Source organism: Sphingobacterium nematocida (assembly GCF_900168125.1).
Lineage (GTDB): Bacteria > Bacteroidota > Bacteroidia > Sphingobacteriales > Sphingobacteriaceae > Sphingobacterium > Sphingobacterium nematocida.
Genome location: NZ_FUZF01000013.1, coordinates 34,777 through 53,153, shown reverse-complemented (window position 1 = coordinate 53,153; position 18,377 = coordinate 34,777). Strand labels below are relative to the sequence as shown.

At 42.4% G+C, this 18,377-nt stretch carries 18 protein-coding genes; 6 read left to right on the top strand and 12 right to left on the bottom strand.

Translation table 11 applies throughout. From position 1 onward, the window contains the following. Positions 1 to 93 precede the first annotated feature (93 nt). The 11 genes from B5X76_RS14065 to B5X76_RS14015 all read right to left on the bottom strand — a co-directional run bounded on the left by B5X76_RS14065 (position 94) and on the right by B5X76_RS14015 (position 11,762). A complete protein-coding gene (locus B5X76_RS14065) occupies positions 94 to 1,278 on the bottom strand; it encodes a TlpA disulfide reductase family protein (protein WP_176141080.1) in 1,185 nt (394 codons plus the stop codon). A 17-nt stretch (positions 1,279 to 1,295) separates the two neighbouring features. Beyond that, positions 1,296 to 2,369, bottom strand: coding sequence for a TlpA disulfide reductase family protein (locus tag B5X76_RS14060; RefSeq protein ID WP_079643931.1), 1,074 nt, complete (start codon positions 2,367 to 2,369; stop codon positions 1,296 to 1,298). Between the two features lie 24 nt (positions 2,370 to 2,393). Then, complete coding sequence (locus B5X76_RS14055; RefSeq protein WP_079643929.1) at positions 2,394 to 3,833, bottom strand: RagB/SusD family nutrient uptake outer membrane protein; 1,440 nt, start codon at positions 3,831 to 3,833, stop codon at positions 2,394 to 2,396. Positions 3,834 to 3,847: 14 nt separating this feature from the next. Beyond that, complete coding sequence (locus B5X76_RS14050) at positions 3,848 to 7,357, bottom strand: SusC/RagA family TonB-linked outer membrane protein (RefSeq protein WP_139375325.1); 3,510 nt, start codon at positions 7,355 to 7,357, stop codon at positions 3,848 to 3,850. A gap of 162 nt (positions 7,358 to 7,519) precedes the next feature. Next, positions 7,520 to 8,578, bottom strand: a complete 1,059-nt coding sequence (locus B5X76_RS14045) for a FecR family protein (RefSeq protein WP_079643927.1) — start codon at positions 8,576 to 8,578, stop codon at positions 7,520 to 7,522. Between the two features lie 238 nt (positions 8,579 to 8,816). Next, positions 8,817 to 9,338 carry an RteC domain-containing protein gene (locus tag B5X76_RS14040; protein ID WP_079643925.1) on the bottom strand — a complete coding sequence of 174 codons (522 nt, stop codon included), beginning with the start codon at positions 9,336 to 9,338 and terminating at the stop codon, positions 8,817 to 8,819. Positions 9,339 to 9,340: 2 nt separating this feature from the next. Next, entirely contained in the window at positions 9,341 to 9,565 is a 225-nt protein-coding gene (locus B5X76_RS14035; protein WP_079643923.1) for a hypothetical protein, read from the bottom strand. 161 nt (positions 9,566 to 9,726) lie between these two features. Further along, a complete protein-coding gene (locus B5X76_RS14030) occupies positions 9,727 to 10,020 on the bottom strand; it encodes a putative quinol monooxygenase (RefSeq protein WP_079643921.1) in 294 nt (97 codons plus the stop codon). A 101-nt stretch (positions 10,021 to 10,121) separates the two neighbouring features. Next, positions 10,122 to 10,982 (bottom strand): helix-turn-helix domain-containing protein, encoded by an 861-nt coding sequence (locus B5X76_RS14025; protein ID WP_079643920.1) that lies wholly within the window; start codon positions 10,980 to 10,982, stop codon positions 10,122 to 10,124. Positions 10,983 to 11,003: 21 nt separating this feature from the next. Next, a complete protein-coding gene (locus tag B5X76_RS14020) occupies positions 11,004 to 11,339 on the bottom strand; it encodes an RNA polymerase sigma factor (RefSeq protein ID WP_079643918.1) in 336 nt (111 codons plus the stop codon). Between the two features lie 186 nt (positions 11,340 to 11,525). After that, positions 11,526 to 11,762: a hypothetical protein gene (locus B5X76_RS14015; protein WP_079643916.1), complete on the bottom strand. Its 237-nt coding sequence runs from the start codon at positions 11,760 to 11,762 to the stop codon at positions 11,526 to 11,528. Positions 11,763 to 12,375: 613 nt separating this feature from the next. Here B5X76_RS14015 and B5X76_RS14010 point away from each other — a divergent pair. From B5X76_RS14010 to B5X76_RS13995, 4 genes are all read left to right on the top strand, one after another. Continuing rightward, entirely contained in the window at positions 12,376 to 13,011 is a 636-nt protein-coding gene (locus tag B5X76_RS14010) for a fibronectin type III domain-containing protein (protein ID WP_079643914.1), read from the top strand. 184 nt (positions 13,012 to 13,195) lie between these two features. Then, positions 13,196 to 13,585, top strand: a complete 390-nt coding sequence (locus tag B5X76_RS14005; RefSeq protein WP_079643912.1) for a hypothetical protein — start codon at positions 13,196 to 13,198, stop codon at positions 13,583 to 13,585. 314 nt (positions 13,586 to 13,899) lie between these two features. Further along, positions 13,900 to 14,427: a CHAP domain-containing protein gene (locus tag B5X76_RS21725; protein ID WP_139375324.1), complete on the top strand. Its 528-nt coding sequence runs from the start codon at positions 13,900 to 13,902 to the stop codon at positions 14,425 to 14,427. Between the two features lie 72 nt (positions 14,428 to 14,499). After that, on the top strand, positions 14,500 to 14,934 hold the full coding sequence (locus B5X76_RS13995; RefSeq protein WP_079643908.1) for a hypothetical protein: 435 nt from the start codon (positions 14,500 to 14,502) through the stop codon (positions 14,932 to 14,934). Between the two features lie 100 nt (positions 14,935 to 15,034). On the opposite strand, the gene B5X76_RS13990 is transcribed toward B5X76_RS13995, so the two are convergent. Continuing rightward, complete coding sequence (locus tag B5X76_RS13990) at positions 15,035 to 16,345, bottom strand: ATP-binding protein (RefSeq protein ID WP_079643907.1); 1,311 nt, start codon at positions 16,343 to 16,345, stop codon at positions 15,035 to 15,037. A 321-nt stretch (positions 16,346 to 16,666) separates the two neighbouring features. On the opposite strand from B5X76_RS13990, the gene B5X76_RS13985 reads away from it, so the two are divergent. Further along, positions 16,667 to 17,221: an RNA polymerase sigma factor gene (locus B5X76_RS13985; RefSeq protein WP_079643905.1), complete on the top strand. Its 555-nt coding sequence runs from the start codon at positions 16,667 to 16,669 to the stop codon at positions 17,219 to 17,221. Between the two features lie 39 nt (positions 17,222 to 17,260). After that, a complete protein-coding gene (locus B5X76_RS13980) occupies positions 17,261 to 18,301 on the top strand; it encodes a FecR family protein (RefSeq protein WP_079643903.1) in 1,041 nt (346 codons plus the stop codon). Positions 18,302 to 18,377: the final 76 nt, after the last annotated feature.

Sequence of the window (18,377 nt, the reverse complement as noted above, 5' to 3'; positions counted from 1 at the left end):
GGCTGTATCATAAAGCGAAGCTCGAATACTTGTCCCGAACTTGCTTCGGGGTGACGTTATAGTTTTTGATTGGAGACAGCCCCTTAAAATTTATTAATTAAATATACGCTTCAGCTCCGCATCTATATCTTCTTTGGAGGTCGTATGTACCAGGATCTTACCCGCCTTGTCCAACAGCACATAAGTCGGTAGACTCGGGATGTCATACAATGTGGCTATGCGGGCGGGTCTATTTTTAACCGGAAAATCATCTGCCACCTGCAACCAAGGCATTTTTTCCATGTCCAGTGCTTTAAACCAATCCGGCCATCTGCTATCATTGGTCACGCCCACGATCTCTAAACCTTTATTATGGTACTGCGCATAGACCTCTTTCCAGTGGGGAATAGCTTTGCGACATGGCGCACACCAGCTCGCCCAAAAATCCAACAGCACATACTGGCCGCGCAGTGCGGATAAGGTAAACTCCGTACTGTCCGTCTTTAACGCTTTGAAATTTGGTGCTTCTTGTCCGGGCAGTAATGCTTTTTTGATGACTATAACATCTTGTAGTTCTTTGGCGTAAGCCGACTCTTTTGCCGGGGAGCTAAGTCTTGCTACACGCTTTTCCAGATCCGATACCGGTAGCGCTTCGTTAAATTGTTGGTAGCGCTGCAACAGGTAGGCAACCGCTACCGAAGAGGGATGTGCCTGGATCAAGCTGTCGATACACTGCAGTTCCCATACCTTATGCTGCTCGCCAAAAGTACTCATCTCTCCACGGATAGCTTCTTTACCTTCAGGATTTGGCTCAGCTTCGTATTTTTTATTCAAGGCTGTGTATACTTCTTTAGCAGCTACGCTCTTCGGGTGGTTTTCAAAAGCATTATAGATAGCCTGATTTTGAGAGCCCTTCACGTTAAACTTGGTTAGGACTGCTCCTTTCTCCCCCTCGTACGCCGTATAGTCATAGTGTGTGGCTCCCGTAGTATCCGCCTCAAACTGCAGGGTACCCGGTTCCATAAAAAAGGTGGTCGACCAGTTGCCCGGCTCTATCATCAAGGTCATCATCTCTGGAGCGCTCAGATCCCCCTCGAGTGTAAACTTACCATTTTGAACCTGTACACTATCGATGGTGATCGATTTACGTTCAGTCTGATCTATGCGCTGCAGCTTCACCATCCCATCCGGAATACCGGTGAGCTGTCCGTTCAACACGTATTTATTTTCTGTTTTATTGCTTGCGCAACCCTGCATCAACAGGAGGGCTGCTGCGAGGCAAGTTAGGGTATTTCTCATATTCATTTCAGTGGTTATTATTCGAATATTTCCGCTAATTTTTGCTGCAAGAATTCTCCGCGTAGGTCTTTCGCAATGATTTTGCCTGTAGGGTCTACCAGCAATGTGCTCGGGATACCGCGTATACCATAATACGTTGACACTTCATTGTCAAAACCCTTGAGCGAAGATACCTGCGTCCATGGCATAGCATCGTCTTTAATTGCTTTGTTCCATTTCTCCGCATTATCATCCAAAGAGATCCCCAATACGGTGAAGTTTTTGTCTTTGTAAGTATTATAGGCCTTGAGCACATTCGGATTTTCCGCCCGGCACGGACCGCACCAACTGGCCCAGAAGTCAACCAATACGTATTTACCTTTGAAGTCGGCAAAGCTCACCGGATTGCCATGCTGGTCATTTTGTGTAAAAGCGAGCATGTCCGAACCTAGGGCACTACGTTGGATAACCGCTAGACGATCTGTCAATGCTTTTCCCTTCGCTGTATTCAATAGCCCCTTGTCCAATAAGTCATATAATGGTTTCACCTCTTCGAAGCTGCCCATGGCAGACCGGTCTTCTACGAGACTCAGGCTAAACGCACTTTTGGGGTGAGCAGCGATGTATTTAGCAGCACGCTGCCTCCGCTCCTTGCGGATACTTTCCATTTCCTGCTCGATTTTCAACTGCTCTTCGGCAGTTCCTTTGCCCCATTTTTCATAAAGTGGATTAGTCCGTTCCTCTAGATCGACCAATGTCGCAGCATAGGCGTCGGCCTCATCTTGAAGTTTACTGCCCGTCACGCGTAGATTATAAAGCGAATCTTTATGTGCATCTAATTTAATCGTGCCCGCCTCTAAAAAGGCTTCCGCATAGCGGGATGGAAACATAAAGCCGACTTTTTGGGGCTCTCTTAAGACTCCCTTCCAACTAAAGAGGTCATTTTTTATCTGTACCGTATCCGATCTGCGTGTAGCGCCATCCATATAATGCATGACAAATTCAGCGTTTCCTATATCTTTTATACGCCCTAAAACAGAGGCTTCCTGCGCTTGAACAGCTATCGCTGAAATAACAATCGCGGTGATGGTAATGTAATGTTTGTAGTTCATCGTGTTAGATTGTTATTTTTAATCTTATAAATCAATCGTATATCCTGGGTTTTGTTCGCCAAAGGCCGGGTTTTCTGCAAACTCGTTTGTAGGCACCGGAAGAATGTACTGTTCTTTACCAATTAGCTTGGGGCGTAGTGATGTAACAGTCTCCAAAGGTAAACGCAATAAGGCCAACCATTCTTGTCCGTCTTCGGCAACCAGACATTTGGACACCTCTTGATAAGTATAGCGTAAAACATCGGCTCTATCCGTCAATCCATCCAGCGTTGTAAAATCCGTGAGGCCATTGTGTGTTCCGATATTTTTCAATATGGTTTTAGCATCACTCACGGCGCCATTATTTCGTAATATAGCTTCGGCCTTAAGTAGGTACAACTCTGTCAATCGGATCGCGTATGCCGTCTCCGTAATTTCTGTTGGCGTGCTGCCTTCGGCCACGTATTTCGTAAAGAAATAATTGGCGTATGCTGTACGGAAACTGCCGATCATCCAGGCCTGCCTTGGGTCGGTAACCAACAGATTGCGTAGGCCTTCGGTCGCACAGTACAATGAAGATGCTCTAGGCCAAAATTGTCGTGTCCGATTATAATAATATGCGGCTTGATTGGGTTGTGGCACAACACTCAAAATAACCTCTGGGCTTGTAGCCCCCTTGGTACGAAACAGGTCCTTTGCTAGCGGTTCTAGACTGTAGTCTCCTTGGTTGATCACTTCATCTGCCAATTTGATGACTTCAGCATAATCTCCGGCCTGAGACCGACACATCAGTACCCTTGCTTTTAAAGATTTAGCCGCTGCCTTAGTGGCGTAAAACTTGGCGTTTTTATCAGGCGCATGCGCTATGGCGTAATCCAGATCTGCTACTATCGCCTGATAGCTTTCTGCAACAGACGATCGTGCTTTGGCAATATTGCTGATGGTAACAGGCTCTGTGCGTAATAATACCCCATACTTACTGCTATGGTCAAACCACTGTCCATAAAAACTTAATAATTTAAAGTTGGCATAAGCACGTAAGAAACGGGCTTCCCCCTCAATTAGCTCTCTTTCAGACTGCGGGATACGGCCAGACGGCAATTGATCCATCGCCTGAATCAACGAATTGGAAGCATTGATGATACCGTATCCATACATCCAATATTGACCCGCAGAACTAAGCATCTGATTGTCTTCGGGAGCACCGGCGCCGGTCCCGTAGCCATACGTCATGTATCCCGATAGCTGTGCTGGCAATCGTTCATTATTCCTCCATTGTGTAATATTATCTCCTGCACTGACGTTGGCAAAGCGATAATACACCCCATTGAGCGCAATTCTTGCTGTAGCGGCATCCAAAACGGTATTCCCGTCTACTTTCGCATTCTCAGGCAATGCCCCGAGTTCGCTTTCGCAGGAAGTGAAGGTGAGGCTGGATACAGCATAAGCCAGCGCGAATATTATACATGTTATTTTACGATTCATAATATCTGTTCTTGTTAAAGGTTAAAACGAAGTCCCAAGGTAAATTGTCTAACAGCAGGAAAAGTTCCAGGATCACTAGCTCCGTTGATTAAGCTATATGGATCGTTGCTCACCTCCGGGTCTACCCCCGGATATTTTGTCCATGTTATTACGTTTGTCGCAGAACCAAAAATGGAAGCGTGTGGAATCCCCACCTTGCTGCTCCAGCGCGCAGGTAACGAATAAGCTAATGTTAAGGTCTTCAGTCTGAAGAAAGAACCATCATATACGGCTGCACTATTGGTGTATGCCGTGCCATTACCTCCGTAAATAAGTCTTGGGCGGGTTGACGTCGGATTTTCCGGCGTCCATCTTCCCAGAATCTCCATAGTCTTATTCGATCTATTGGACACATTATTGTTCTGTATATCGCCCTGATAAAGGATATCGTTTCCATGGCTAAAGGTGAAAAGGGTGACGAGGCTCAAACCTTTGTACGAAAGCGTATTGGTATATCCACCGTAGTATTTAGGCTCGGCACGACCGATAATATCATTGACAGGAAATGGATCTCCTTCTACTGTTTTATACTTGGGGTCACCTATACCAATATACGGATCAAAATACATCCAATAAGGATTTCCTGCCTTATAGGCATCTACTTCTTCTTGGTTTTTAAATAACCCTTCAAATATTTTACCGTAGATCAATCCTAATGGCTCCCCCTCCCGTACAATAGCATTACCGAGATAATACTGATCATCCACATTATTCGGGTTGGTGAAATCCCGGTTTACATTGGTCACCAATGAGCGATTGAAGGAGATATTAAAGGCTCCGTTCCAATTGAAATCTTTCTTTTCTATAAAAGTACCACGTAAGGATATCTCCAATCCGCGGTTACGGATATTCGCTAGATTCGCGATTATACTACTGAAAGAAGAACTTCCTGCCACTGCCTTGGTAAATAATATCCCGGTAGTTGCTTTTTGGTATACTTCAATAGAAGCTCCAAATCTGGAATTAAATAAACTGATGTCCAATCCTGCATCCTTTTGCAAGGTTGATTCCCAGCGGATGTCGCCATTTCCGAGCTGATCGGGAACCATGGCACTGGTGCCACCATACGAATAGGGACTATACAAGGTATAAAACATGTTGTCGCCAATATTTTGTGTGCCCGTATAACCGGCACTGGCGCGAAGCTTGATATCGTCCACCCATGTTATGTCTTTCATAAACTGCTCTTCGGAAATACGCCATGCAATACCTCCCGAAGGGAAGAAGCCGGTTCTATTCGCTTTGGGAAATTTGGAAGAGGCATCCGAACGGCCTGTAAATGTAAAGAGATAACGGTCTTTCCAGGCGTAATTGGCCCGTGCGTAAAAGCTTAATAAGGAATTTTGTCCACTGGTACCTACTGCTGCCGTTACTAAGCTGGCAGAAGAAAGGTTATTCAGGTACTTGTCATCCGGATAGCCCTGTGCAGTCACGCCGAAGAGTTGTCTCCGAGCCTTCTGCCAAGAAGTACCACCTACCACATTGATACGGTGGTCGGCATTGAACTCTTTATCCCAGGTCAATGTGTTCTCAAAGAATAAATCAGACCCTTGGTTTTGCGACTGCGAACCTGTGCCCAAGCTCGACGTACTAACGCCGCTTGCCGAAGCTATCAACGCATCGCCAGTAACATAGTTGCGCTGGTGTACATTGTTATAATTTATGGACGCTGTACTACGGAATACCAGACCGGGAACTATCTTGTAATCTGCTGATACGGATCCCAACAGCGCACTGCTTGCTGCTCGATTGATCCCATCCAGAAGAACCAAAGGGTTTTGGAAGCCTTGGTAATCGTAACCTCCTAATGAGGATGCCGTATATGTAGCAATGGAACCATCTGCATTAAAAGCAGGGAAGGTCGGTGGCGCAAATAGTGCTTGTGTATATAAGCCATTGGTGATATTGTTAATGGTATAACCATAACCAAAAGTCGCTTGTGTTCGTAATCTGCTATTTATTTCGTTGTCGAGATTAATGCGACCCGATAGACGTTTAAAATCCGTCCCAACTATCGCACCCTCGTTGCCCGTATATCCTAAGGAAATAAAATAACGAGAGGCATTACCTCCTCCGCGTACCGAAAGGTCAACATTGTCCGTTTTACCGGTACGTGTTACCAGATCCATCCAGTCTGTATTTGCAGTCCCATAAAAATCACGGTTATTAATCCGACCGTCAAAATCAGCCAGTTCGGCTGGCGTGAGTTGCTCGCCGGCGGCTAACTTTGAAGCCAACAGGTTTTTATTCGCTTCTTGCATAATCATGATGTATTGATCACGATCTAATAAATCTATTCTTCTTTCTTTACTGATACCTCGGTAATAATTGGCTTCTAAAGTCGGTTTTTGATCTGTTTTACCCCGCTTAGTCGTGATGATCACCACGCCATTGGCTGCACGTGATCCGTAGATAGCTGTTGCAGAAGCATCTTTTAAGACGTCAATGGTTTCGATATCACTGATATTAAGGCCAGCAAGACTGTTTAATCCTCTGGCAAATGAGCCAGAGACAGCGCTATTCGGATCGTCCGAACCGAAGCGATCTATCGGATTTACGACCTCGGCCGAGTTACTGACATACTGGTTCTGAACCGTCATCTGTACACCATCAATGATATAGAGTGGGTCATTTCCACCCATTAAGGAAGTTCCGCCACGAATACGGATCTTGGCGACACCACCAGGCGAACCGTCTGCTTGAATAACCTGTACACCAGCAGCTTTTCCGGTCAAAGCCTGGTCAATACTGGTGAAAGGCACATCCCGGATCTCCTTTGGATCCACGGACACTACAGACCCGGTTAAATCTTTCCGTTTAATGGATCCATAACCGATTACTACTGTCTCCTCTAGGGCATTTACTCCGGCAGTCATTGTCACCTTTATACCTTCCTGTAGGTGCGAGGAGGTGATGATGATCGTTTGCGAAATACGGCCCAAGCAGGAGATCCGCAGTGTTTGTCCTGGATTGGCCTCAATGGCAAAGCGACCATTCTGATCGGTTAATACGGCTTTATTATTTATATCAGAAATTGTAACACCCGGTATGGCTTTGCCCTGATCATCGGTCACTATGCCCTGAATTCTGGTTTGAAGTTGGGAGCCCGATTTATGTGCTTTTGTCAAGACAATAAGGTAATCTTTGCTGAGCGTATAGCTTAAATCTGTGCCAACCAACAACTCTTGAAGTATTTCTTTTACGGGCTGATTATGGGTACGCACCACAAAAGAACTCCCTAGATCTTCAACAAGATCTTCGCCGTATACAAACCGATACTTGGTCTGAGATTCAATTTCCTTTAGTATGGATCCAAGCTTGACCGATTTCATGTTTAATGTAGCGCGATCATTTTGAGCCCAGGTATTGCCAATAGCGGTCAGATTGAATAGCAGGGCGAGGATGAGGGTCAGTTTCACAACAATGAGTGTTTTTAAAAGTCTCGGGCAATATCTTCCCTTAACGCATATTGCGTTTTTTTTCATAATTTTGAAATGTTAATGTAAACGATTAGTAACCAGGCCTGAGATTAGCCGTCGCAGCCTGTTCTGTTAGTTAACGATTTAGGGGCGTGCCTGGCATGCTCCTTTTTCTTTTATCTACTTTTAACTTCCTGTGTACGTCATATTATGGATCTATGTGGTTAGTTAGTTTATACTTATTGTTCTTGGTCCTGTTTTTTTATAATGAAAAGGCATACTTGCCTTTAAACTCTCCAGTACACTTTGCAGTTCTTCACTTTCGTCAAAAGCAGCCGTGTATTTTCGATCTTTAATACCTGCGGTATCAAATTCAATCTTGATGTTATACCAGCGCTCCAGGGTTTTGGCAATAGAGGATAGGGGCTCATTGACAAAAACCAGTTTTTGTTCAGTCCACGAAGTTTCTACCAATCTTTGCTTACTATCATAATGGGTCATCGATGCCAATTTGTATGCCGTGCTATCGGGCACTTCGGTACGGGTGTCGCTTCTGCTGCTAGACAGTTCGCCTACGGAGGCGACAACTTTATCCATAGGTTTTAACCTTATGGGCGCTACGTCTTTATTTTTTAAGATCACTTCGGCACTACCTTCTAGTAGCGAAGCTTCGGCATGGTCTTCATTGGCATAGGCCCGAATATTGAGTGTGGTGCCCAGTACGCGTACCGCGATAGTACTGGTACCGATTGTAAACGGAAGGTCTGGGTTTTTAGCCACTTCCATATAGGCCTCTCCTGTCAGTTTGATAGCTCTATTGGTCTTTCCAAACCCTTCCATAACCTCTAATTTGCTGTCTGCATTGAGTTTTACCAGTGTACCATCAGCTAGTGTGATCGTCTTTCGTTGGGAGGGTTGTGTCGCATAGACGGCATCATTGTTAGCGCCATCATTCATCAAGATCCATAGCGAGGCAATAGAAATAAATAGGACTGCAATACTGGCCGCCGCATAGTAAAACCAATTACGACGCTTAGGCAGCTCTTTAAGCGCTCCGTCGAGTAGCATCGGTTTCAGTTTCTGGTAGTTTTCTTCTGCATCGATCGAAGACAGGGCTTGCTGCATGTCCAAGAGGGTTACTTTGGCCTGCTCTAGAAGTTGCTTTTTTTGGGGATTATGCATTATATACTCCTCCCATCTTTCGACATCGGCACTGTTTTGTTTCAAAACATAGCGAACAAAAGATTCATCAAGCAAAAAGTCATGAATAGATTGGTAACCCTTCATAAGATTTAAAAAATTAGTCGTTTTAATATATAGAGAGCGAGTTCCCTTATTTTTACCAGTTTTTTTTTATAAAAACGTTAGAAAAAGCTAAAGTAGCTCATCAATAGTGGTTTGTAAAGGACTTTATCGGAGTAGGTAACGATTTAGTAATGGTGCTTACAACATTTCTTTTCTTCTAATTTCCTTGTAAATCAGATGCTGAATTACAAAAAAAATAGGATTGGATTAAAGTCCAATCCTATTTTTCGTCCTGCTCATCCATTTTTCGTATGACAGCATCTTTAAGCGAATCAAGAAACTTGGTTCTGTTTATTTTTCTGGTTCTTATCTCAAGGTACGTATGGTAAAAATCACCCAAATCAATTTCAAAAACATTTTCAAAATATGTAGCGATAGCTTTAATGTCAGCCTTTCCCATATCAAAAACAGCATAAGATTGTAACGCATAGATCAATTCTATTAAGGCTGTTTTACTTCCCGTCCATTGTAATCTCATCTTTCCAATATCGCTGTTCGCAATTCCTATATGTTTGTTTAAATTCAATAACTGATTCTCTATATAAACTTGAATTAACTCATTTGCAAGAATTTTTGCCACTTTAAAATCGTGTGAAGTAGAAAACCTAGAATCTGATTCAAAATAGTATGAGTCAAGGGTGTATTTAATATCATAATTACCTCTGATAAAGTATTTATCGTCCATGTACGTAATGTTGGTCCGATAGTACTTATAAAAATCAAGGTTATTATCGAAGAACATCTTTAAACGCAGGTCAAAAAACGAGTTGGAAAACGTTTGGTCAGGATATTCAGTTCTTCTTTGAAGACAAACCCATAATTGTCGGAAACATAGAGCAGCGTTAAATGCTCCCCATACAAACGGTCATCTTTGAGCCGCTCCACCAGCATCGGGAAAACGGTATTGATCCCATCGCTGTCGGCAGCGAAGACAAGGTGTTTATACGTGGTTTCTTTTACCTTTTGCATCTCTTTAAAATTTGATAATGCAAAGGACGTAAGCTTTTTTGGGTTGATTTTTTAGATATCTAAAAAAATGAGGAAGAGAAGATATTTTTTTGAACAATTAAGGGAGGATTTTGCTGAGTTTTTGCAAAATCCTCCCTTAAATATAATGGTATTATCTTAGGCTATTTGGCAACTAAAATGTCCAATTTTTCAATAGAAGGAGGTGTTGCCAATAGGTCTGGTGCATTTTCCATTAATGCTTTTGCGATCTTACCGCCAAGGTGTGCCTCTCTGCCTTCTTCGTTTGAAAAAGTATCGTAAATACCGAAGGTAGAAGCATCAATACGGAATGCATACCACGTAACGGTACCGGCTTCTTCAAGAGCAAGCGGTAATGCTCCTGTAATAAAATCTTCAACGTTTTTTTCTTGGCCGGCCTTTGCTTCCAACCGAACTAACAATCCTAATTTTTTCATTGTTTTTATTTTTTAGTTAAACAATTCTTTAATCAGACAAAATTAGAAAAAACCAGCGCTGCTTCGTTTATTAGTTTGGTTCAATAAGTTATGAATAGAGGTCAATTTGATTGGATGTGGTTGGGGCTATACCCAAATTCATTTTTAAAGGCTGCACTAAAATTTGACAAGCTGCCATAGCCAAAGTCCATAAAAATTTCGGAAGGTGTGACTTGGTTATTATGTAACAATTCTTTGGCCTTGTTAAGCCGTTTTTGCTGAAACCATTTCCCTGGAGATTTCTGGTATATACTTATAAATTTTCTCTTAAAAGTAGAGGCACTCATATTGCACAGAAAGGCTATTTCGTCAATATTCAAGTTCGTATAAAGGTTCTTTTCAATTACCATTTTAAATGATAATTCTCTTTCATTGATTAGTAAATAATGTAAGTAATCTAAAAATACCGTCCCATATTTATCCGCCAGATAAAGCATTATTTCTTGAAATTTCAGTTCCAAAATCTTTTGAGAGATAGATTGTTGCAAACCAAAAATCTGTTGGAGCGAATGAATATAATGGATGATAAAATTGTCTTTCTCTAAAAGGAAATAAGGTATATCCGTTATCTTTTTATCTGAGGCATTCTGACTGAAAGAATGGGAATGTTTCAATAAAAAATCGGTGATGTTTTTGTGAGAAAAGAAGAAGAGTAAACAACGGTATGAACTTACACCTACCAGCTCGGTAACCAAAACATTATTAGATGTGATAAGTAGCGATTGTGTGTCATTGATTGAAATGATATCATTAGAAAAGTGAATGTTTTTTTGACCATCCAATAAGAAACTGAATACATTTTTATTCAGGCCAATCTTGTTTCTGGAACCGTTCTTATACACTTCGTAATTGAAAATTTGAAAGTCCGAAGTATGAGTTTCGTTATGTTCCCATAGATCTTCGGGAAGGTTTGTAATGTCCATCGTCAAAATTAAATTGATTTTTTACGGAGTGTTCTTTGGTTGTGTCATTAAGAAATTCGTTCCAAAAGCGATTTTAGCCAGATTAAATAATTCGGCTACCAATGGTTCCTGATCTGTACAGCTAAACATAAAGATGTAGCTACCTACGTGGTTTGCATAAGAAAGTCCTGCACGATTTTCCCAGATATACAAAAACGTAGAGTTAATACTATCCTTGAGCGTATCGCGGTCGTCCGAATATTTTAAGCCATATTGCAGTAAACCATTGTAATAGCTGACATACAATTTTTGAAGAGCATCTTGATCTCCTGCACATAACGCCCCCCACAGCTGTTGTTCTTGTATATCCCTATTCATTTGCCATTCTTTGATCTAAGACGAAATCAAGATTTCATAACGCCTATTAGACTATAACCAAACTTAATAAAATTATTTTAAAACGCATTCGCATCTTTCTGCATTAATGGCGATGCCAATCCATTAACGACGATTTGGTCGTCATTCCTAATTATTAGTTTGGCAAGATAAAATAAATCTGTGTAACTAAAAACGGCATAAATGATTAATCATTTGCACCGTCTGCTTTATCAAGTGCTCCGTTTGATTAATCTCCTGCTTAAGTTGATTAATCACCCTACTCTTTCTATTCATCGGTTGCTCTAATTGACTAATCATCTCCCCCACTTGATTGACCATACAACCCATTCGATGATGCATCTGCAGCAGATAATGAATAGTCTGGTTCATTTGATTAATCTCATTATCGATTTGATTCATCATGGACCGCGTTTGATTAATAGATCACCTCGCTTGATTCATCGATTGGGTCACTTGATCTATCGTCTGTATTACTTGATGAATAGTTTAGTCCATTTGAATCATCATCCGGCTCATTTGATTATGCGTCCAAGTCATTTAATTAATCGATTGCCTCCGTTGATTCATAATCCAGCTCATTTGATTATGTTCCCAGGCCAATTGATTCATCGTTCGGCACACTTGATTAATCGGCTGTTCCATTTGATGTAACGGCTGGCGCAAAAGGACATCCAAATTTGAGATCCTTCTGCTAAAAGTGGCTGACCGCACCTCTGCTTGTACAACGCTTATACAGTGTCTGTACAACCTTTGCCCAATCTTGTTCAAATATTCGTACTCCGCGGTATTATCCCTCAATTTCGGGGTATGGAAACAAACAGTAATCGTGCCCGGGCACCACCTTATTAATTGTTAATGATTAATGGTTAATTATTAATGGTTGATTATTAATGGTTGATTATTAATGAAGATCCCGAAAATCGGGACAGGGGTTGATAGCGAAGTCAAGAGCTATTACCTTCTTAACTAGATAACTCGTTCACTAGATAACAATACAGGTAACAAATTAAAAATCATGAGAAAAGAAAAAGTAAAAACAGATTATACGGGGGTAAAGGACAGCGAGCTGGCTATCCTAGCGGGCAAGGTTGCCGGATTTATGGAGGGCAATACCCTTTTCAGTGCCGACATCAAACCCTCGGCGGCAGAGCTACTGGCCGCAGCCGAAGACTATAGGGTCAAGCATGAGGTAGCTATAAATGGGGGCTCCTCTCACGAGAAAGAGCTCAAGAAGGAAGCTAAGCTAAAGCTTCAGGGGATGTTGACACACCTCGCCCATATGGTCAATATAGAAGCCAAAGGCAATATGGTAGCGCTCAGCAGCACGGGTCTGGTGTTTAACAAGCTGCCTACTGCACTGCAGGAACCGGGCATCACGGACAGGATCATACTCAAGGATGGCCGCCTGACAGGACAAATGCGGGTAGATTTTGACAAAATACCTAATGCCTACGAATATGAAATTGAAGTCGGCGAGATGGATAGTGCCTCAGAGCGGATTATCTGGGGAGAAACGCACCTGACACCATCCAGCAACAATACCATTATCGCTCCGCTGACACCTGGCACCCGCTATTACATACGTGTACGCGGCCGCAATAAGGTTGGTACAGGCGATTGGTCAGATCCGGTATCGATGATAGTGCGTTAGCGAATCAAGTTGGGCCCTAAAGCTGGAACAAAGCTTCGCATTATTCCTAAGGTTTTATTAGCTCAATCTGATTCTTGGGGGGATTGGAAAAGAATAGAGTGACAGAGTGACAAAAGTGATGAAGTAACGAACTGTTTGCTAGTCACTGGTCACTTGTCACTCGTTACTACATAACTTAAAAAATATGCAAACAACACTAACAAAAAATTCTTCTTTGCTGGCCCAGGGCTGGCGGTGGGAGCTCTCGCTAAAAGAGAAACTATTCTTTGGTTCTCTATTTCTAATCATCGGCTGGATCATGGTATCTACCATATTACAGCTGCTAGATCCTGCTATTGGCGTGCTCGATTTTGGCACCTTGACCATTGCTGTCTTTGGCCTACTGGTCGGCTGGCTAGCGGTATATGTCAGCATATGGCTGCAGGAGCTGCTATGGCATTCTTTTAAATCGTTTCGTAAACAGTTTGATCATCACTTTAATCAACTATCATCATGGCAACAATGTATTCTTTATTTTTCGGTCTTCTTTTTACTGTTATATGCGGTTTTAAAGGGGATAGAAGTGGTGTTTTAAGTTCTTTATTCTCGCTCAAGCCGCGAGTGGCTCATACTTTCTTGCTTGATCAAGAAAGTACGCAAAGAACCGGAACGAAGTGGAGCTCAGCGAAGCTAAATCAAGGCTTGGTTGCTCGGCTAAATTGTCTTCTTATTTCTGGCAATAAGACAACCGAAGGCTGGAAGCCGAGCTCAGCGAAGCTAAACTCACTTCGCTCAAACAGGTCTGATTGCTCGTCAGAAATAATCGACAATTCTTTACGCCTTGCGCAACCTAGGCCGTTTTACCAGAATAATACTAGTCCCCCCTTACAATCAGAAATAATGTCGCCTGTGAAGATTCTGACAATAGCAATGGGAGGCACTAACGTACGGTCAGAATGTTCGAGCGACGATTTTTGCTTCTTTTTGGGAAAAAGAAGGAGCCCGTCTGGCGATGAAGACAAAAGAGATCTAATAATACAAATAGCAGGCAAAGAACTAGGAACTCACGAAGCTACAGGCAATAACGATGGCAATCGCGTTGAACAATACCTTCACTATACGAACCTTGGTAAAGGGTACAATTGGTGTGCCTCATTCCTAAGCTGGTGTTATGGGCAGGCGGGTCTTACCGCACCCCGTAATCCTTGGGCGCCAGCGCTGTTTCCAAAGGCTAGACAAATCTTAAAAAAACAATGTCAGCCAGCCGATGTATTTGGTATCTATGGTGCAAAAGTGAGACGCATCAACCACGTAGGATTGGTCAAAGAAATATCTAATGACTACCTCATCAGCATCGAAGGCAACAGCAACAACCGGGTGGAGTCTAGACGGAGGCATCTACGGACGATATATGCATTAGCGAAATGGGTAAATTAATGGTTAATGATTAATTGTTAATGATTAATGGCGGATTCGCGTCACTCCGTAACCCTGTAACCCTTATAAACCATGAAAAACATCACCCTTATCCCGATTTTGGGAATCTTCACCATCATCTCTTGCCGTACGAGCAAGCACAGGCTTGAGGAGCAAAAAGCCTCACAACAGATAAGACTCTCTGCGTCTCAGGAATGGCAACAATACCTACAGCAGGATAGCACCAAGCGGTATTGGCACTTTGCCAGTGATTCCGCTTTTTACTTCCACCCCGATAGTGGGCTGTGGGCACAGTGTGGCTGGCTGTATGCGGAGGAGCAGTCGGCACGTAAAAGCAAACTACAGTCCAATGTTAGCCATAGGGATAGCCTGTCAAATCAACAACATTCGTCCAGAACGGAGCAAACAACGATTCGAAAAAATCAGCTCCCTTGGTATATTTATGTAATTGCGCTACTCGGGATAGGATCCGTAGGGATATATTACCTTTGGAGAAAATGCCTTTAAATTAATAACGCCTGAAGCAGATCACTTCAGGCGTATTTATTGTAATCCTATCATCCCGATACTCGGGACAAGCTCTTCTTAACCCTCATCGCCTTCACAACTACATATCATCCAGAGACAGCCCGATCAACTGAAATTCAAAAGAAGCAAGTTCTTTTTTCAGTGCATTTGCTTTGTGTGCTAACAGGCCAAGGCTTATTTTTTTAGGGTTTCTTTTTACCTCCCCTAGGATAGCTACTTTATCCAATTGATTTAGGGCTACAATATCAATCTCATTTTCACCCTTGCTGTCCCAATAGCTACCTATCTCAGTAATTCGCCCCTCGAGGCTCATCTTCTCTCTGAAATACTGCTCCAATAACAGTCCACTGTACTGCTCATAATCCCTGTCGATAAACTCGCGCAGTAGATCGAGGCGACCGACCTCAATAAGCGACTGATGTGGATAAATAAAGCGGAACCAAAAACGCAGGTAGTTGTCCCGAAGGCTCCAACGGGTATTGCGGCTATTCGGTTTGGAGAAAATAGGTTTGTTGCGGACGATCAAAGAATAATTGGTCTCTAGATTACTTAAATAAGAACCTGTATTCTTGGAAATAACAGAATCTATCTCACTTTGTGTGTTTTTGCCCGAGGCAATAAGCTGAAGTATCGAAAAGTAGGTACCATACTCTTTGCCGAATTCGGTAATAAGAATATCCTTGCCCTCCCCTAAAAAAGGAGAATCGGCACGGGTAATAAAATCCAGCATCTGCGTTTTTGTAAACGCCCCAGAATCCATCAACAGTTCGATATATTTGGCTACGCCTCCCGAAATCATATACAGACACAACAGATCTTCGGGTTGAAAATCTGGATTATAGTCGGACAGAATCTCTTTAATAACGTCTACTTTAAAGGGTTGTACGATCATTTTGGAAGTCAAGCGTCCAAAAAGCGGCTCCTTGCTATGTTCAAAAATCTTGATCATCAACGAATATACAGAGCCACAGACTACCAGATTAATCTTTGCCTGAGCCTTATACTGATCCCACAAATGCTGAATATCGCTGAATATCGATGGATTGATATTATCAAACTCCTGAAACTCATCGATGATCAAGGTAAAGTGCTGCTGTGTCGAGAATATTAAAAGCTGCTCAAACAGATCCTTAAAGCTAGATATTGTACCAAAAATACGCAAGCCCAACATCTGTTCGGCATCCTGCTGAAACTGTTGACACAACAATTGTTCATTCTTTCGGGCTACAAATAAATAAAGATAACGCGCTCCACGGACAGATTCCATCAGCAAAGAGGTCTTACCAACCCGTCTTCTACCAATGACAGCCTGAAAACAGGCCACATCAACCGATCGCTTCAGATTAGCCTGAAGCAACTCCAACTCCTTATGTCTATTATAAAACTGCATAGCACAAATAATTTAACAACCATTAAGTTAACCGCCATTAAGTTAATAGTCATTACAAAAATAACAATTTATTTTATAACTTTCTTAAGCCCTCTCCACATATCTACCAAAGATACCCGTGTACATCCTTATCTGATTATCTTGAAAAACATGAGCTGGCAATGACGTTGTAAATCTTGCATAAAATAATTACCTTGCACCTGATTAATAAACCATTGAGCAAAAAGTAAACCTGAAGTTAATCTTTAGATAACACATAATTAATAGAATTTGTCAAACTTTGCTAAAGCTTTTTAAGCCATTAAAAAACGTAAATTAGCTATGTCTTGGGTTAAATTTATAGAGGGGGATACCAGCGCATTTGAACAGATTTATAACGACTATGTTGAAGATCTGTACAAATATGGTACGCATTACCATACCGATCATGCCACCGTTATAGATTGCATTCATGATCTTTTTACTGATTTATTTGGGAATGTCAAGATAGCGAAGGAAGTAAATATTAAATACTATCTATTTGCTTCTCTACGTAGACGTTTGCTGCGCAATAAAGTCGCACAGGACAAGTTTAGCAATGTACAGTTAGAGGAAATCCTGAACTGGTCTGAGGACAACAGTTTTGAGCAGGAGGAGATGAAGGAAGAGCAAATTATCCTGTTACGCGAAAAATTCGAAAAATTACCAACTCGGCAAAGGGAGGTTCTTTTCTTAAAATATTATATGGATTTCAAATATGAGGACATCGCCGAGATGATGTCGATCCATATAGAGACCTGTAGAACCCTCTCTTTTCGGGGGATGAAGCAGCTTCGCCTGGAACTGAGCTCGCCCGAAGCACTCTCTGTTATTTTTTTTATAATTTATAGTCAATAAAACGACAATTGCTGCTCTATATAAGTAAATACACTTATTGTGGACAGAAATAAAGAGAACTATAAAAAGATTTTTAACCTTGGTACGAGTGAATTGTTCGACACGGATGCCAAGGCCGTACTCTATCAATCGATAAGGAGGCAACACCGTAGAAGGCGTTATAGGCGTGTATGGGGCTATGCAACGGGGATCGCCGCGGCGCTGATGTTGTTTTTTATGTACTATCCCTATAATCCCGCGAAAGAACTATTTCAACAAGACGATATCATCCAGACTGCACAACACAATCAAAGGGCTATTCCGGCGGGGAGCGATTTATTACTAGTATCTTCTGCGAGGGGGCAGGATCGCACCAAGGTCAATCCCTTAAAGGTGGATGGTAATGAGGATATGCTTAAGCTCGACGAGCATGTCGGGGATAACGAGGTACAATATGCTACCGTGTATGTTCCTTACGGAAAACGGCAGGCCTTTGTACTGCCCGATCAATCTACGGCTTGGCTCAACGCCGGTTCCTATCTGACATTTAAAAAGGATATGAGTCAGGGCACGCGCGAAGTATACCTGAACGGCGAGGGGTATTTTGACGTTACCCATACCGGGCGGCCTTTCGTCGTGCGTACAGCCGAGACCCAAATCCATGTATTGGGTACTACTTTCAATGTCAATTCGCACGAGGAGGATAACCATACTGTCATCGAGCTACTCACAGGAGCCGTATCTCTGGAGAGTACGAAAGGTCTTTTTGAAGGAATCCGTATGAAACCGGGAGAACGGATAAGCTTTGATAGCAAGAATAAGAAAATAAATATCAACCGTAATGCCAAAGGGGATGATGTCCTCTGGACCAAACGCCAATTGGTATTGCAGCAGCTGAGCATCGATGAGCTGGCACGTAGACTGGAGCGTATCTATAATGTACGGATACACCTAGACAATCGGCTTAGGGCATTATCAGTAGCTTACTCCGGTAGGCTCAATATCGATGTGGATATTGTGACTTCGCTGAGAAGTCTCTATGAACTGAATGATTACGAAATCACACAAATAGAAAAGGAGGTCTGGATCAGAAAAAGATAAATCAAAAAAAGAATGGTATCACAAAGAAGATAAAGAGGAGTTGCACCTCCCCTTTATCGATTGATCAATAAATCGT

Coding starts and splice junctions, on each gene's coding strand:
- B5X76_RS14065 (WP_176141080.1), bottom strand. CDS start 1,278: ATGAGAAATACCCTAACTTGCCTCGCAGCAGCCCTCCTGTTGATGCAG.
- B5X76_RS14060 (WP_079643931.1), bottom strand. CDS start 2,369: ATGAACTACAAACATTACATTACCATCACCGCGATTGTTATTTCAGCG.
- B5X76_RS14055 (WP_079643929.1), bottom strand. CDS start 3,833: ATGAATCGTAAAATAACATGTATAATATTCGCGCTGGCTTATGCTGTA.
- B5X76_RS14050 (WP_139375325.1), bottom strand. CDS start 7,357: ATGAAAAAAAACGCAATATGCGTTAAGGGAAGATATTGCCCGAGACTT.
- B5X76_RS14045 (WP_079643927.1), bottom strand. CDS start 8,578: ATGAAGGGTTACCAATCTATTCATGACTTTTTGCTTGATGAATCTTTT.
- B5X76_RS14040 (WP_079643925.1), bottom strand. CDS start 9,338: ATGTTCTTCGATAATAACCTTGATTTTTATAAGTACTATCGGACCAAC.
- B5X76_RS14035 (WP_079643923.1), bottom strand. CDS start 9,565: ATGCAAAAGGTAAAAGAAACCACGTATAAACACCTTGTCTTCGCTGCC.
- B5X76_RS14030 (WP_079643921.1), bottom strand. CDS start 10,020: ATGAAAAAATTAGGATTGTTAGTTCGGTTGGAAGCAAAGGCCGGCCAA.
- B5X76_RS14025 (WP_079643920.1), bottom strand. CDS start 10,982: ATGGACATTACAAACCTTCCCGAAGATCTATGGGAACATAACGAAACT.
- B5X76_RS14020 (WP_079643918.1), bottom strand. CDS start 11,339: ATGAATAGGGATATACAAGAACAACAGCTGTGGGGGGCGTTATGTGCA.
- B5X76_RS14015 (WP_079643916.1), bottom strand. CDS start 11,762: ATGATGAATCAAATCGATAATGAGATTAATCAAATGAACCAGACTATT.
- B5X76_RS14010 (WP_079643914.1), top strand. CDS start 12,376: ATGAGAAAAGAAAAAGTAAAAACAGATTATACGGGGGTAAAGGACAGC.
- B5X76_RS14005 (WP_079643912.1), top strand. CDS start 13,196: ATGCAAACAACACTAACAAAAAATTCTTCTTTGCTGGCCCAGGGCTGG.
- B5X76_RS13995 (WP_079643908.1), top strand. CDS start 14,500: ATGAAAAACATCACCCTTATCCCGATTTTGGGAATCTTCACCATCATC.
- B5X76_RS13990 (WP_079643907.1), bottom strand. CDS start 16,345: ATGCAGTTTTATAATAGACATAAGGAGTTGGAGTTGCTTCAGGCTAAT.
- B5X76_RS13985 (WP_079643905.1), top strand. CDS start 16,667: ATGTCTTGGGTTAAATTTATAGAGGGGGATACCAGCGCATTTGAACAG.